Source organism: Ruegeria sp. CDSB086 (assembly GCF_059611065.1).
This window is the reverse complement of record NZ_JBXWOV010000003.1, coordinates 352,324-365,502: the sequence shown is the minus strand read 5'-3', so window position 1 is coordinate 365,502 and position 13,179 is coordinate 352,324. Positions and strand designations below refer to the sequence as shown.

Sequence of the window (13,179 nt, the reverse complement as noted above, 5' to 3'; positions counted from 1 at the left end):
CGGGCAGCCGTGCATGATGAACCCCAAAAGGAAAGAGGGCGACATGGCAGCGACGGATTTTCTGGAAACGGCACAAGGGCGGCGGCTGGCTTATCACAAAAGCGATGGGGCAGGACCGACGGTTGTATTTTTGGGCGGGCTGAAGTCTGACATGGAGGGCACCAAGGCGGTGCATCTTGAGGCTTGGGCCAGGGCCCGCGGTCAGGCATTCCTGCGGTTCGATTACTCGGGCCATGGCGAGAGCTCGGGCAAATTTGAGGACGGATGCATCGGCGACTGGCACGAGGATGCTTTGGCCGCGGTAACTGCCCTGACCGATGGGCCGTTGATCGTGGTCGGGTCGTCTATGGGCGGCTGGCAAGCGCTTTTGCTGGCGAAGGCAATGCCGGATCGGATTGCAGGTATGGTTACCATCGCCGCCGCGCCTGATTTCACTGAAGACGGTTATTGGGCGTCGTTTTCTGACACGCAAAAACAGGTGTTGGAAACCGAAGGGTATGTCGAATTACCCTCTGACTATATGGAGCCTTATATCATCACGAAACGCATGATTGAGGACGGAAGACAGCAGTTGGTTCTGCGGGATGCAATTAATCTTCAGTTTCCGGTGCGTCTTCTGCAAGGGACTGCAGATACTGCTGTTTCCACTGAAACCGCTGTGCGTCTGGTGGAACATGCCACCGGTTCAGATATGCGCCTGCTCTTGGTCAAGGATGCAGACCACAGATTCTCGGACGGGCCATGCCTGGAAATCATCGAAAACGCCGTGCTTGAAGTGATGGGCGCGCAATGATCCGGGGGGTGGGCAAGGCCATCGGGCGTGTTCTTCTGGTGCTGGTCGCGGCTGGTGCCCTGATCTATTGGTTCGGTCCGCGCGAAGAAGTGAACCTGAACCCGACATTTGAACCGCGCAAGTTTGGCGAAGGGGTGCAGGTCTATTTCGAAAGCGTCGAGTCCGCTTTCGATGACATCACTGCTGGTGTCGAGAAACGGGTTGTCTGGCAAGACGGGTTCAAGGAACAGCGCACCCCGGTTTCCATATTGTATTTGCATGGGTTTTCCGCCTCGTCCGAGGAAGTTCGCCCTGTCCCGGACATGGTCGCCGATGCGTTGGGGGCCAATCTGGTCTACACCCGCTTGCAGGGTCATGGGCGCGGCGGGGAGGCGATGGCCGAAGGCACCGCCTCGGGCTGGATGCAGGATATGGCCGAAGGGTTGGCCGCCGCCCGTGCAGTGGGCGATCAGGTCGTCGTGATTTCAACCTCGACCGGCGGAACACTGGCTGCGGCGGCGACATTGGACGATGCACTGATAGAAAACGTAGCCGGTTTGGTCTTTGTTTCTCCGAATTTTGGTGTGAACACGCCCGGTGCCTGGATACCGGGCCTTCCATGGGCGCGAAGCTGGTTGCCATTGATCATGGGGGAAGAACGGGACGTCTCGGGGCCGGATCCCGAGAAGAACAAGTACTGGTCGTCGGTTTATCCGTGGGAGGCAGTTGTGCCTATGACCGCCTTGGTTGAAACTGTTTATGCCATGGACTTCTCGCAGGCGCGTGTCCCGGCGTTGTTCTGGTTCTCGGACGATGATCAGGTTGTGCGCCCGGACTTGACCCACAAGGTGGCCGAAGCTTGGGGCGGACCTGCTAGTGTTCATACGGTTACGATGGGGCCGGGCGATGACCCATCGTCCCATGTCATTGCCGGACGTTTGATGTCTCCGGGACAGACTGATGCTGCGGTCGCTGGTATTTTGGCATGGTTGAAAGAGCAGGGGATCGAATGATGGAACAGCGCGTCAGCCTAATCACTGTCGGGGTGGAAGACCCTGAAACCGCCGCTGCATTCTATGAAAAGATCGGCTGGAAACGTGTCGACAGCCCGGACGGTGTGATTGCCTTTGATCTGATCGGGCAGACGCTGGGGCTGTATCCTCTGCCGGCACTTGCCGATGAGATTGGTGTTGACGTGGGCACCTTGGGCCGTGGGGCGCTGACGCTTAGCTATAACTGCCGGTCAAAAGAAGATGTCGCGCTGGTTTTAAGCAAGGTTCAAGCCGCTGGTGCCGAGGTTCTTAAACCGGCCTCGGATGTGTTCTGGGGCGGGCATCACGGTTACTTCCGCGCGCCCGAGGGGACGATATGGGAGGTCGCTTTCAACCCGTTCTCACCTCTGGCCCCTGATGGGGCGTTTCGTTGGAACGGGTACGGGTGATGCGTAAGCCGGGTAGCATGTGGAGCCTTGAAAACCTTGGCCGCGTGCGCCTGTCCCGGCATTTTTTCATGCGTGATTTCTTGTATTCCGAGATTGGAAATTTCCATGAAAAACAAAATCTTCCCGACAATCCTGATCTTGCCATCGAAACCGGCCGAGCCTTTTGCCAGACGTTGCTGGACCCTTTAGAAGAGACGTTCGGACGCGTGGCAGTCCGGTCCGGTTACCGATCGCCGTCGTTGAATCAATATGGCAATGAAAACCGGCTGAACTGCGCCCGAAACGATAATCCACTGGAGTGCCATATCTGGGATTGGGGCACCGGCGATGATCGGATTGCCGGGGCGTCGATTGTCATTCCGTGGTTCGCGGATCGTTACGCGGAAGGCCGGGATTGGCGCGATCTGGCGTGGTGGATGCACGATCATCTGGAATATTCCGAGATTTGGTTTTTCCCAAAACTCTGTGCTTTCAATCTGGTGTGGCGGCCAATTCCCCTAAGGCGTATCGACAGCTACATCGCCCCGCGCGGGAGCCTGTTGCGTGCGGGCGAAAATCCCCGCGAAGACCTGAAGACTCGTCAAAAGCGCTATGCGGATTTTCCCACGTTTTGCGGTATTGCCTATCCGTGAAGTTTAACTTGCTCAGGCCGAAAAAACCTCTCATCCTGTTAAAAAACAAAGCCACTCAAGAAGCTGAGACGAAGGAGGCCGCGATTGATCGAGCCGCTGGTTCTATTGCCCGGATTGATGTGCGATTCTAGGGTATTCGCCCCTCAGATCGCGCACTTTTCCCGTCAGCGTGCGGTCACGGTTGCGCCGGTTTCGCTGGGCGAGCGGATTGAAGAAATCGCCTCGCGCCTTTTGGATCAACTGCCACACCGCTTTGCGCTTTCGGGGTTTAGTATGGGTGGTGTGGTGGCTCTTGAACTTATTCGTCGCGCGCCCGACCGGATTTCGCGCCTGTGCCTCATGGCCACCGATGCGCAGTCCGACACGCCGCAGATCGCGGCGACACGAGAAGAGCATATGGTTGGTGCCAAGGCCGGGCGGCTTGAAGAGGTTATGCGAAAGATCCTTGGGTCAGATACGTTGGCCCCTGGGCCAAGGCGCGTTCCCATTCTGAGTGACGTGACTGCCATGGCATTGGATCAGGGGGCAGATGTGTTCGAACGCCAGATGCGCGCTTTGCAGCGGCGTCCGGATCAGCAAGGTGCGCTGCGAATGATCAAGGTTCCCACACTGGTCTTGTGTGGGGCGCATGACCTGTTGACACCAGTAAGAAAGCACGCCTTTATGGCAGATCTGATCCCAAATGCGGAACTAAATGTGGTTGAGGACGCGGGGCATTTGCCAACGCTCGAAGCGCCTCAGGTTGTCAATGAAGCACTTGAGAACTGGTTAAACATGCCTGCGCGAACCACTTATGGGTAAAGGGCTGCACGGTCGGATTTGCTGAGGATCACAGGCTCGGCAATCGGGTCGAAGGTACCTGGGTCGAAGAAGGGTGTGTTCTTCCAACTGCCTGACATCCGCGATTTCGCGACGCGGGTCGCCAGCCCGTATATGGCCGACCCAATCTTTTCATGGGTCTGTTTGCCGCGGCTTGTGGGGATAAACCCGCGCGTGGTGATCGGCCCCAACCCACTTGGGTCGGGGATACGTTTAACGATAAAACCTGCGAATGGGAACTTCGGCGTTGTTGGTGTGGTCGCCAGTGGCGCATTGCAGCAACTGGCATACCAGCGCATCATCCCTTTGGGGCTCAGTTGCATCAGCGCGAGATGCTCGGCACCGCCGTCGAAAAGGATCTCTTCCGGAAGCATCTGCAGGATTTCAACAGGACCGGGGGCAGGATCGGGTTGCCCAAAGTACAACTGAGCCGCGCGGCAATCGTGACAGTAGCACACGACATGTGTGCCGTGTTTCACGCCTGCGGCGCTGATCCGTCCATGTAGGGAACCGCAAGAGCAGGAAAATGGGGTGTCTTTCGCCACTTTCCTGCTCATGATTTTTAAGCCACTTTGTTTTTGTTTGCGGCGCGACGTTTTGGTTTGCGCGTATTTGCATTCATGAAGTCAATCACAAGCGGCCGGATGTTATCCCGCCAACTGCGGCCTGCAAAAATGCCATAGTGACCCGCGCCGGGTTCGACATGGCTAGCCTTTTTTGCATCCGGCAAACCGGTGCAGAGTTCAAGCGCGGCAATACACTGGCCGGGCGCCGAGATATCGTCATTTGCGCCTTCAACCGTTTTGACCGCAACATCGGTGATTTTGCCGATATCGACCTTGTGACCTGCGACAACGAACTCATTGCGGGCGATCTCGCGGTCTTTGAACACGCGCTCGACCGTGGAAAGGTAAAACTCGGCGGGCATGTCCATGACCGCCAGGTATTCATCGTAAAAGCGGTTATGCGCATCGTGATCGGACGCTTCGCCTCGCATCACGCGCTGGATCTGATCGGTGAACGCTTTGGAGTGGCGATCCCCGTTCATCGACATGAAAGACGCCAATTGCAGCAAGCCTGGATATACCATGCGGCCGACGCCTTTGTATTTGAAGCCGACGCGCTGGATCATGGTTTCTTCCAGCTGTCCCATGGTCACACGACGGCCGAAATCGGTTACGTCGGTCGGGGTTGCATCAGGGTCAACCGGACCACCGATCAGGGTCAATGTGTTGGGCTGGGCCTTGGGCTCGACCTCGGCCAGATAAGCGGTTGCGGCAAGCGTCAGAGGGGCGGGCTGGCAAACTGCAACAACATGAGTGTCCGGGCCCAGCTCTTTCATAAAATCGACAAGATACAGCGTGTAATCCTCGACATCGAACTTGCCTTCGGAAACAGGGATATCACGCGCATTATGCCAGTCGGTTACGTAAATCTCACAATTGACCAGCAGGCTTTTGACCGTGGAACGCAACAAAGTCGCGTAGTGGCCGGACATTGGCGCCACCAGCAGCACCTTGCGGGGTTGTTCTTCGCGTCCATTGACGCGAATATGGATCAGGTCGCCAAATGGGCGCTCCATTACGGGAACAATATCAACAAGGTGGTCTTTGCCATCCTCACACGTGAACGTTCGAATACCCCAGTCCGGCTTTGCGATCATGCGCTGAAACGTGCGCTCGGTCACCTCGCCCCATGCAGCCATCATGCTGAACGCAGGATTGGGTATCATGGAAAACAGTGGGTAAGACGCCATAGCACTGGCAGTTGCCCCCATCCATTGGTTCGTGTTGCGCATGGTTTCCATAAGGTCGTAGGTCATCATGTAGCGCATTTAGGGGGCCTCCTGGCTGCCGGTGTGAGTGTCGGACCATTCGTCGCTTTGCTCCCCAAGCCCACGACGATTATTCTGCATAGCAGCGAGGTTAAGGGGGAATTGTTAAAATGACAACAAGTGAACACCGGACGCCGGAGCTATCCCCGGAACACCTTGAGAGGCTTAAAGAAAATATGGACAAGGTGGAGGAGCTTTCGAAGCGACTTGTTGATGCGATGTCGGGAAAGAAGGGACACAACCCTGCTTTGGACGGTCCGAATCAAGAGCTTTATGCAAAGGCAGCATCGGCGTATTGGGCTGAAGCGATGCAAAATCCCGCGCGGCTTATGGAGCAGCAGATCGAGTTCTGGGGTCAGTCTGTTATGAACTTTGCCGAGGCGCAGCAGGCGCTGGTGGGCAGCGAGGCAGAAGAGGCCGCATCCGGACCCCGGGACAAGCGGTTTTCCAACCCCTTGTGGGATACCAATCCGTATTTCAAATTCATCCGTCAGCAGTATCAGACAAATGCCGATGCCATCGCGCAAGCGGTGGCTTCGGTCGAGGATCTGGATGTGCAGGATAAGCAGCGGCTGGCGTTCTTCTCGCAGCAGATCATCGACATGATGTCTCCGACGAACTTTCTGGCGACCAACCCGGATGCGCTGGAAAAGGCGGTTGAGACGGAAGGTCAGTCACTGATCCAGGGTCTGGAAAACCTGGTGGCCGATCTCGAGGCCAATGATGGCGAGATGGTGGTGAAGCTGGCCGATGACAGCGCCTTTGAGGTCGGCGGCAATATCGCGACGACGCCCGGCGATGTGGTCTATCGCAACCGGTTGATGGAGCTGATCCAGTACAAGCCTGCGACCGAGACGGTGCACGAAACGCCGCTGGTGTTGTTCCCGCCGTGGATCAACAAGTTCTACATTCTGGATCTTAAGGCGCAGAACAGCCTGATCAAATGGGTGACCGAGCAGGGTTATACCCTGTTTGTGGTCAGCTGGGTGAACGCCGATGAATCCCATGCCGATATCGGCATGGAGGATTATATCCAGGACGGATTCCTGACCGCGATCGAAGAGGTCAAATCGATCTGCAAGGTCAAACAGGTCAACGCTGTCGGTTACTGCATCGCGGGCACCACGCTGAGCCTGACATTGTCGCTGCTCAAGCAGCGCGGCGACAAGTCGATCAAATCGGCCACGTTCTTCACGGCCCTAACCGATTTTGGCGATCAGGGTGAGTTCACGCCTTTCCTGCAGAACGACTTTGTGGACGGGATTGAGGATCAGATCTCGGAGGACGGTGTTCTAAAAGCGTGGATCATCGGTCGCACGATGTCGTTTCTGCGATCAAAGGATCTGATCTATGGGCCTGCGATCCGCAGCTATATGATGGGCGAGACACCGCCCGCGTTCGATTTGCTGTTCTGGAACGGGGATGGGGCCAATCTGCCCGGCCGCATGGCGGTCCAGTACCTGCGCGGCTTGTGCCAGCGCAATGACTTTGTCACCGACGGGTTCGAACTGCTGGGGCATAAGCTGCATGTGCGCGACGTGGACGTGCCCCTGATGGCGATCACCTGCGAGACGGATCACATCGCGGCGTGGAAGGCGTGTTATCGCGGGGTGCAGCAGATGGGGTCGCGGTCGAAGACCTTCATCGTCTCGGAGTCGGGGCATATTGCGGGCATCGTGAACCCGCCCAGCAAAAAGAAATACGGTCACTATACCAACACCGACCTGAAGGCAGATCCAGAGACCTGGTTGAAAGAGGCCACGTATCACGAAGGCTCCTGGTGGCCCCGGTGGGAGGCCTGGCTGAAGAAGCGGTCGGGTAAACAGGTGCCTGCGCGTGCGACTGGCGATTCGGCCCATCCTGCCCTGACCTCGGCGCCTGGGACCTATGTACAGGTTAAGGCAAGTATTTGATTTCAATGTGACTTGCAGAATTATGCCGCAGTGCAGCAAGAAAAATCTTGCAATGCTGCATTGCGGCATCCATATTGTCCTTAAGCTGATGAAAACCGGGGTGGGCTCGGTTCGGCAAAAGGATTTAGGACAATGGCAAAGACGCAAGACTTCACCGCGACCCTGAAAGACGTTATGGGCGCGTTCCCCGTTGACACCACCGCTCTGGAAGGTGCTTTCAAATCGACCGCGACGCTGAACGAAAAGCTGTCGGGTGTTGCACTGGAAGCGGCTGAAAAGTCGGCTGAGATCTCGAGCAAATGGACCAAGGACACCCTGGCCAAGCTGACCGAGATGTCGAAAGCCAAGGCAGAGCCTGCAGACTACGCCAAAGCGGCCACCGACTTCGCCAGCGCATCGGCTGAAGTTGCAGCTGAAAACATGGCGGCCTTCGCAGAGATCGCGAAAAAAGTTCAGTCCGAAACCGTTGAGCTGCTGATGGCGGCTGGCAAAGACGTAGCCGAAGACACAACCGCGGCTGTCAAAAAAGCCACCAACGACGTGACAGCAGCTGCCAAGAAAGCAACTGCCGCCAAGTAAGCAAACGCCGCGAGGCGCACCCACTCCTCCCAATCGGTGCTATCGCGCAGGGCAGGTCGAAAGACCTGCCCTTTCTTTTTGTGCTGCGCTCGCATAATCTCTGCTGCAATGCATCATCCTTGGGGAGGGTAAACGGTGTCGGAACAAGAAAAACCACTGTTGATCAAACGTTATGCCAGCCGTCGGCTGTATAACACCGAGACCAGCGACTACGTCACACTTGAAGATATCGCGTCATTTATTCGGGACGGGCGCGAAGTGCAGATCATTGACCTTAAATCTGGTGATGATCTGACGCGGCAATATCTGCTGCAAATTATTGCTGAACACGAAAGCCGCGGCGAAAATGTGCTGCCGGTCAATGTGCTGAACGATCTGGTGCGCAGCTACATGTTGCCGGGTGGCGGTGTGATGCCGCAATTCCTGCAAAGCTCATTCGAGATGCTGCGGGAAAACCAGAGCAAGATGATGGAAAACATGAGTGCGATGAATCCGATGTCTCAGATGCCGGGGTTTGATGCAATGCAGGCCCAGCAGCAAGCATTCCTGAAAGCTATGACTGGTGGTCTGTCCGGCGGATGGTCCGGCCCGGACAAAGACGATGACGCCAAATCCGAGCCCAAGGAAGATTTGGACGACATCAAAAAACAGTTGGCGGAACTGCAGCAAAAGCTGTCCAAGCTTAACTGACGCGGCCTAAGATGCGCTGGTTGATCCTGAGTATCACGATACTTTGGATGCAACCCGCGTTGTCGCAGGGCATTTTCTCAGACCAGTGGTCCCAAATTTGTACATTGGGGACACGGGCCGCAGCCGGATGTGATGCGATTCGTGCACGCGAAATTCTTGCGGCCGATCAGCCACCGTGGCGCGCGATTGGACGTGTTAATTTTGCCAGTCGGGATCAGAAGTCCCATTGCACCGGGGTTCTTGTTTCGGACAATCTTGTCCTGACTGCGGCGCATTGCCTGTACAACACACCGCGTCAGCGGTGGATTCCACCCTCAAGCATCCGTTTTGCCGCCGGTTATCAGCGCGGAGAAGCCGCTGTGGTTTCAGGAGTGAAAGCGTATCGGGTTCATCCTGAACAGGGCGTTGAAGGCCGGTTTGATGACAGAGCAAACTTGGATTGGGCGGTTCTGGAACTCAGTGCACCGATTGGGCAGCAAGTCGGCTATCTGCCGCTGGGGGATGATAGCGCCACTAGCACGTTTGTTGCGGGGTATCCCGGTATCCGGCCCCATGTGCTGAGCAAAACAAAGACCTGCCAGCCGCGCCGCCATTCAAGCGGGGTTTTGCTGGCGACATGTCCTGTCATGATGGGCGATTCTGGTGCACCTCTCTTGGTCGAGACGGAAACCAGTTTGCAGGTTGTCGGAATTCTATCCAGCGTGGCTGCAACCCCCAAGGGGATCACAGCACTGTTTCTGCCGGTCGATCTTTTTGACCTTGGACCCTAGTTTTCGTCAGGTTCCGTACACCGGAACCGGGCCTGTAACCTCGCCCACAGACGCCAGCAGGATATCCGAAATCACATCCAGCTCTTCGCGCGTCAGGCGCACAGGCAACCGGACATCGCAGGCCTTCATAAGCATTGCGCGGGTTTGCGTTAGCTCGAACTTTTCCGGCAGGAATTGCCAATTCCAGAATGCGCGGGCGTTGTCCTGACTCAGACCAAAGACCTGAACTTTGACGCCACGCGCCTCAGTCGCCGCAGCGAAGGCGCGGATATCGTTGTCGTCCATGTCTACCAGGTTGAACTGTATGGAATCCGGTGCCCGGTGTTCGGGCTCCAGAGGGGCAGGGACGTCGATATGGGGTGATGTATTCAGCCGGTCTGCAACATAGTCGTGGTTGGACAGGCCATCACGCACACGACGCGCAAGTTCCGGGATTTGTGGCCGGATTACTGCAGCACTGAGATTGCTCATCCGCAAGTTATAGAGCGGCAATTGGTTCTGCCAGCGGGCAAATGCCTGCTCCAACTCGGGCGAGTTGTCGCCTTGCGGTCCCTTGTGCTTCTTCCAGTTATGTTCATAGGCGCCCGACATGATCACGGCTTGCGCCACCAGATCGGCGTCGTCGGTGATCAGAATACCGCCTTCGCCCGCGTTAATCATCTTGTAGGACTGGAACGAGAAACAGCCGATCTTGCCGATCGTGCCAATATTGCGCCCGTGCCAAGTTGTGCCTAGCGAGTGCGCCGCGTCCTCGATCACAGGGATGTCGCGTGCGTCACACAGCGCCATGATGGCATCCATGTCCGAGGTGTGGCCGCGCATATGGCTGATGATCACGGCCTGAACGCCGTCTAGCTTGGCCTCGAAATCGGCCATGTCGATGCGATAATTTTCACCGACTTCGCACAGGACCGGAATGCAGTCTGCGTGCACGACCGAAGACGGAACGGCGGCGAAGGTGAAGCCGGGGATCAATACCCGCGCATCCCGCGGCAGGCCGAACGCTTTGAGGGACAGGAACAGAGCGGCCGAGCAGGAGGATACCGCCAGGGCATATTTACTGCCCAGCAATTTGGCAAATTCGGCCTCAAGCAAGGCAACCGGCGCGTCCTGCGGCGCGGTATAGCGAAACAGATCGCCTGACTGCATCAGGGCGTCGATGGCTTCTTTTGCTGCTGGGGGGATGGGTTCGGCGGCATGAACGTTTGGCGGAAGCGTCATATTTGATTTTCCCAAATTCTATCTTTGGGAAAGATAAAGCTATTTTTTCAGCAATCCAACCCTTCAATCGCCCATGGGGCGAAATTTCACCGATCTGTCAAATTCGGATGCTCTGAGGGATTACGGAGCTTCGACCGGCCAGCTTTTGGTCTTGCAGCCGACGCGAAAGTAAGGTGCGATTGGTTCAACTCTGCTTTTGTTATTCACGGGTTGGACCACAGAATTGATATTCAGACCTTTGACATGGCTGTTGGCGATATCCTCGTTCGCAACAGTCGCACACGCCCAATATGTTCTCTCGGATGGAACCGAAGTCGCGCCGCTCGAGATGTTTCAGGAATGCGATGTTTGCCCTGAGATGATCGTGCTGCCTTTGGGCGAGTTTCTGATGGGTGGGCCTCCGGGAGAGTCAAAGCAGAACGTCAAGTTTGATGAGGCAGGCAACTGGATACCTGTTACGCCCGACAACCCGTATATCGCCTTTCATGAGGGGCCGGTTCACCAGGTCACGATAGACATGCCCGTCGCCATGGGCCGGAATGAGATCACCTATGATCAGTGGATGGCCTGTGTGCAGGATGGCGGCTGCGGCGGGTACGAGCCGCAGGACTTTATTCGACTGCCTAAGTCCAAGCGCGCAAAGGTCAGGGGCAACCATCCCGTTATCACGGTCTCTTATCTGGATGCGGTTTCTTACACCGATTGGCTGAACAGTAAGGTCGGGATGGACGTCTACCGCCTGCCGACTGAGGCAGAGTGGGAATACGCCGCTCGCGCCGGAACGCAGACACCCTTTGCGCAGGGCGAAGAAGTCACCACGGATCAGGTGAATTTTCTGGGCAGCGCGACCGAAATCATGCTGGGCGAAGAGCGGCCTGACCTTGTTTCGCGCGGCACGCCTGTACCTGTAGACCAACTGGACGCCGCTAATGCGTGGGGACTGCGCCACATGTCGGGCAATGTGATCGAACGCACGATGTCCTGCTGGACCGACACCTATGCGGGGTGGGAAACATCCAGCCGCTATCTGGAAATGGCTCTCGAAACGCCGTGCGCGAAAACAGTGAGCCGGGGTGGAGCGTATGCGGCAGCAATGAACACTTCTCGTGTTGCCAATCGTGGGAGAGCCTTGCGGGATACCCGATCGACTTTGGCGGGGTTCCGCGTTTTGAGAGAGTTCAAGCAAGCGCCTTAGCGTCACACCCCCAACCGGTCCCGCAACGCAAACCATGTCATCGCAAGCACCAGCAGCGGGCTACGCAGCGCGGGCCCTCCGGGAAAGGGCAGGGCGGGGACGCGGGCCATTGTGTTAAACCCTTCGGCTTGCCCCTGGATGGCCAGCGCCATCAGTTGACCCGCGTGCGTGGCCGTGCCGACCCCGTGCCCGGAATAACCCGACGCGGACAGGATATTGGGCGCGATCCGCGCCAGGTACGGCATTCGGCGCATTGTGATGGCCAGAGTGCCGCCCCAAGCGTAGTCGATCTTTACATCTTGTAAGTGCGGAAAGATCTCGGTCATGGGTTTGCGAACGGTCGCGGCGATGTCGGTAGGGAAACGATAACCGTAGCTCTCCCCACCACCAAACAGTAGACGACCATCGGCGCTGAGGCGGAAGTAATTCACCACGAACTTGGTGTCGGCCACGGCGACGTCTTTTGTCAGGACGCGGGCGGCATCCACGCCCAAAGGCTCGGTCGCGGCGATGAAGTTGTTGATGGGCATGACCTTGGTGGCCACCTTGCGGTTCAGTTCGCCGAGATATCCGTTGCAGGCCAGTATAACGTGGTCTGCCGTCACCTTGCCGTGTGCGGATTTCACAACGGCTGGTGTGGCTTCTTCGACGCCCAGAACCTCGGTGCTTTCACAGATGCGTACGCCGGCTTTGTCCGCTGCCTGAGCCAGCCCCAACGCAAAATTCAGCGGGTGCAGATGCGCCGCGCCCATATCCAGATAGCCGCCCCGATAAGAGGGCGAAGGACACAATGCCTGACCTGCGCCTTCGTCCAGAACCTTGATCTGGTCGTAACCATAGCGGTCGGACAGATGTGCCGCGTGATCATGAAGCTCTTGCTGCTCACTTTGGCTGAGGCCCAGAACGGCCACGCCGGGTTTCAGATCACAGTCGATCTGGTGTTTCGTGATCAGGGATTTGACCAGATCTTTTGCATCTTCGGCCAGATCCCACAGCTTGGCGGCGTCATCTTCGCCGACCAGTCGCTCGAGGTCTTCCTGATCCATACGCTGCGCACTGCCCAGCTGACCGCCATTGCGGCCTGATGCCCCAAAGCCAACGCGGTGCGCCTCGAGCAGGACAACGTCGAACCCTGCTTCGGCCAGATGCAACGCGGCGGACAGGCCGGTATACCCGCCGCCCACGATGCAAACATCAGCCTTCACATCGCCGGACAGCGCGGGGAAGCGATCCACCGGATTGGCCGTCGCAGCGTACCAGCTGGCCGGGTACTCGGCCTTGCGGTCATTGGAATAAAGCAGGTTCATCGGGTG

General features: G+C 57.1%; 14 protein-coding genes. 10 read left to right on the top strand and 4 right to left on the bottom strand.

Features of this window, described 5'->3' with window-relative positions; genetic code table 11:
* Nucleotides 1-43: 43 nt before the first annotated feature.
* From AC2FIO_RS08635 to AC2FIO_RS08615, 5 genes are all read left to right on the top strand, one after another.
* On the top strand, nt 44-793 hold the full coding sequence (locus AC2FIO_RS08635; RefSeq protein ID WP_496697102.1) for an alpha/beta fold hydrolase: 750 nt from the start codon (nt 44-46) through the stop codon (nt 791-793).
* Nucleotides 790-1,785: an alpha/beta hydrolase gene (locus AC2FIO_RS08630; protein WP_348774517.1), complete on the top strand. Its 996-nt coding sequence runs from the start codon at nt 790-792 to the stop codon at nt 1,783-1,785. Before AC2FIO_RS08635 ends, AC2FIO_RS08630 begins: the two co-directional genes overlap by 4 nt.
* Nucleotides 1,785-2,213: a VOC family protein gene (locus AC2FIO_RS08625; RefSeq protein ID WP_282120052.1), complete on the top strand. Its 429-nt coding sequence runs from the start codon at nt 1,785-1,787 to the stop codon at nt 2,211-2,213. The genes AC2FIO_RS08630 and AC2FIO_RS08625 overlap by 1 nt, the downstream gene beginning before the upstream one ends.
* A 17-nt stretch (nt 2,214-2,230) precedes the next feature.
* Nucleotides 2,231-2,845 carry a hypothetical protein gene (locus tag AC2FIO_RS08620; protein WP_496697099.1) on the top strand — a complete coding sequence of 205 codons (615 nt, stop codon included), beginning with the start codon at nt 2,231-2,233 and terminating at the stop codon, nt 2,843-2,845.
* An 84-nt stretch (nt 2,846-2,929) separates the two neighbouring features.
* Nucleotides 2,930-3,646, top strand: a complete 717-nt coding sequence (locus AC2FIO_RS08615; RefSeq protein ID WP_496696952.1) for an alpha/beta fold hydrolase — start codon at nt 2,930-2,932, stop codon at nt 3,644-3,646.
* Here AC2FIO_RS08615 and AC2FIO_RS08610 read toward each other — a convergent pair.
* Together AC2FIO_RS08610 and phaZ are read right to left on the bottom strand one after the other, a co-directional pair.
* Nucleotides 3,637-4,221 (bottom strand): DUF6151 family protein, encoded by a 585-nt coding sequence (locus AC2FIO_RS08610; RefSeq protein ID WP_496696950.1) that lies wholly within the window; start codon nt 4,219-4,221, stop codon nt 3,637-3,639. The genes AC2FIO_RS08615 and AC2FIO_RS08610 overlap by 10 nt on opposite strands.
* A 5-nt stretch (nt 4,222-4,226) precedes the next feature.
* Nucleotides 4,227-5,498 (bottom strand): polyhydroxyalkanoate depolymerase, encoded by a 1,272-nt coding sequence (gene phaZ, locus AC2FIO_RS08605; protein ID WP_496696948.1) that lies wholly within the window; start codon nt 5,496-5,498, stop codon nt 4,227-4,229.
* Nucleotides 5,499-5,608: 110 nt separating this feature from the next.
* Between phaZ and AC2FIO_RS08600 the strand changes: the two genes are divergently transcribed.
* From AC2FIO_RS08600 to AC2FIO_RS08585, 4 genes are all read left to right on the top strand, one after another.
* Entirely contained in the window at nt 5,609-7,411 is a 1,803-nt protein-coding gene (locus tag AC2FIO_RS08600; protein WP_496696946.1) for a PHA/PHB synthase family protein, read from the top strand.
* A 132-nt stretch (nt 7,412-7,543) separates the two neighbouring features.
* The gene (locus AC2FIO_RS08595) at nt 7,544-7,990 is read left to right on the top strand and encodes a phasin family protein (protein WP_058275892.1); all 447 of its coding nucleotides are present in this window, start codon (nt 7,544-7,546) and stop codon (nt 7,988-7,990) included.
* A gap of 135 nt (nt 7,991-8,125) precedes the next feature.
* Nucleotides 8,126-8,680, top strand: a complete 555-nt coding sequence (gene phaR, locus AC2FIO_RS08590) for a polyhydroxyalkanoate synthesis repressor PhaR (protein ID WP_058274099.1) — start codon at nt 8,126-8,128, stop codon at nt 8,678-8,680.
* An 11-nt stretch (nt 8,681-8,691) separates the two neighbouring features.
* Nucleotides 8,692-9,450, top strand: a complete 759-nt coding sequence (locus tag AC2FIO_RS08585) for a trypsin-like serine peptidase (protein WP_496696944.1) — start codon at nt 8,692-8,694, stop codon at nt 9,448-9,450.
* A 6-nt stretch (nt 9,451-9,456) separates the two neighbouring features.
* Here AC2FIO_RS08585 and AC2FIO_RS08580 read toward each other — a convergent pair whose 3' ends face one another.
* On the bottom strand, nt 9,457-10,671 hold the full coding sequence (locus AC2FIO_RS08580; protein WP_496696942.1) for a DegT/DnrJ/EryC1/StrS family aminotransferase: 1,215 nt from the start codon (nt 10,669-10,671) through the stop codon (nt 9,457-9,459).
* A 250-nt stretch (nt 10,672-10,921) separates the two neighbouring features.
* On the opposite strand from AC2FIO_RS08580, the gene AC2FIO_RS08575 reads away from it, so the two are divergent.
* Complete coding sequence (locus AC2FIO_RS08575) at nt 10,922-11,866, top strand: formylglycine-generating enzyme family protein (protein ID WP_496696940.1); 945 nt, start codon at nt 10,922-10,924, stop codon at nt 11,864-11,866.
* Between the two features lie 2 nt (nt 11,867-11,868).
* Here the strand turns inward: AC2FIO_RS08575 and AC2FIO_RS08570 are convergent, their stop codons facing one another.
* The gene (locus AC2FIO_RS08570) at nt 11,869-13,173 is read right to left on the bottom strand and encodes an NAD(P)/FAD-dependent oxidoreductase (RefSeq protein ID WP_496696938.1); all 1,305 of its coding nucleotides are present in this window, start codon (nt 13,171-13,173) and stop codon (nt 11,869-11,871) included.
* Between the last annotated feature and the right edge of the window lie 6 nt (nt 13,174-13,179).

Coding starts and splice junctions, on each gene's coding strand:
- AC2FIO_RS08570 (WP_496696938.1), bottom strand. CDS start 13,173: ATGAACCTGCTTTATTCCAATGACCGCAAGGCCGAGTACCCGGCCAGC.
- AC2FIO_RS08635 (WP_496697102.1), top strand. CDS start 44: ATGGCAGCGACGGATTTTCTGGAAACGGCACAAGGGCGGCGGCTGGCT.
- AC2FIO_RS08620 (WP_496697099.1), top strand. CDS start 2,231: ATGTGGAGCCTTGAAAACCTTGGCCGCGTGCGCCTGTCCCGGCATTTT.
- AC2FIO_RS08595 (WP_058275892.1), top strand. CDS start 7,544: ATGGCAAAGACGCAAGACTTCACCGCGACCCTGAAAGACGTTATGGGC.
- AC2FIO_RS08630 (WP_348774517.1), top strand. CDS start 790: ATGATCCGGGGGGTGGGCAAGGCCATCGGGCGTGTTCTTCTGGTGCTG.
- phaZ (WP_496696948.1), bottom strand. CDS start 5,498: ATGCGCTACATGATGACCTACGACCTTATGGAAACCATGCGCAACACG.
- AC2FIO_RS08610 (WP_496696950.1), bottom strand. CDS start 4,221: ATGAGCAGGAAAGTGGCGAAAGACACCCCATTTTCCTGCTCTTGCGGT.
- AC2FIO_RS08580 (WP_496696942.1), bottom strand. CDS start 10,671: ATGACGCTTCCGCCAAACGTTCATGCCGCCGAACCCATCCCCCCAGCA.
- AC2FIO_RS08625 (WP_282120052.1), top strand. CDS start 1,785: ATGGAACAGCGCGTCAGCCTAATCACTGTCGGGGTGGAAGACCCTGAA.
- AC2FIO_RS08600 (WP_496696946.1), top strand. CDS start 5,609: ATGACAACAAGTGAACACCGGACGCCGGAGCTATCCCCGGAACACCTT.
- AC2FIO_RS08585 (WP_496696944.1), top strand. CDS start 8,692: ATGCGCTGGTTGATCCTGAGTATCACGATACTTTGGATGCAACCCGCG.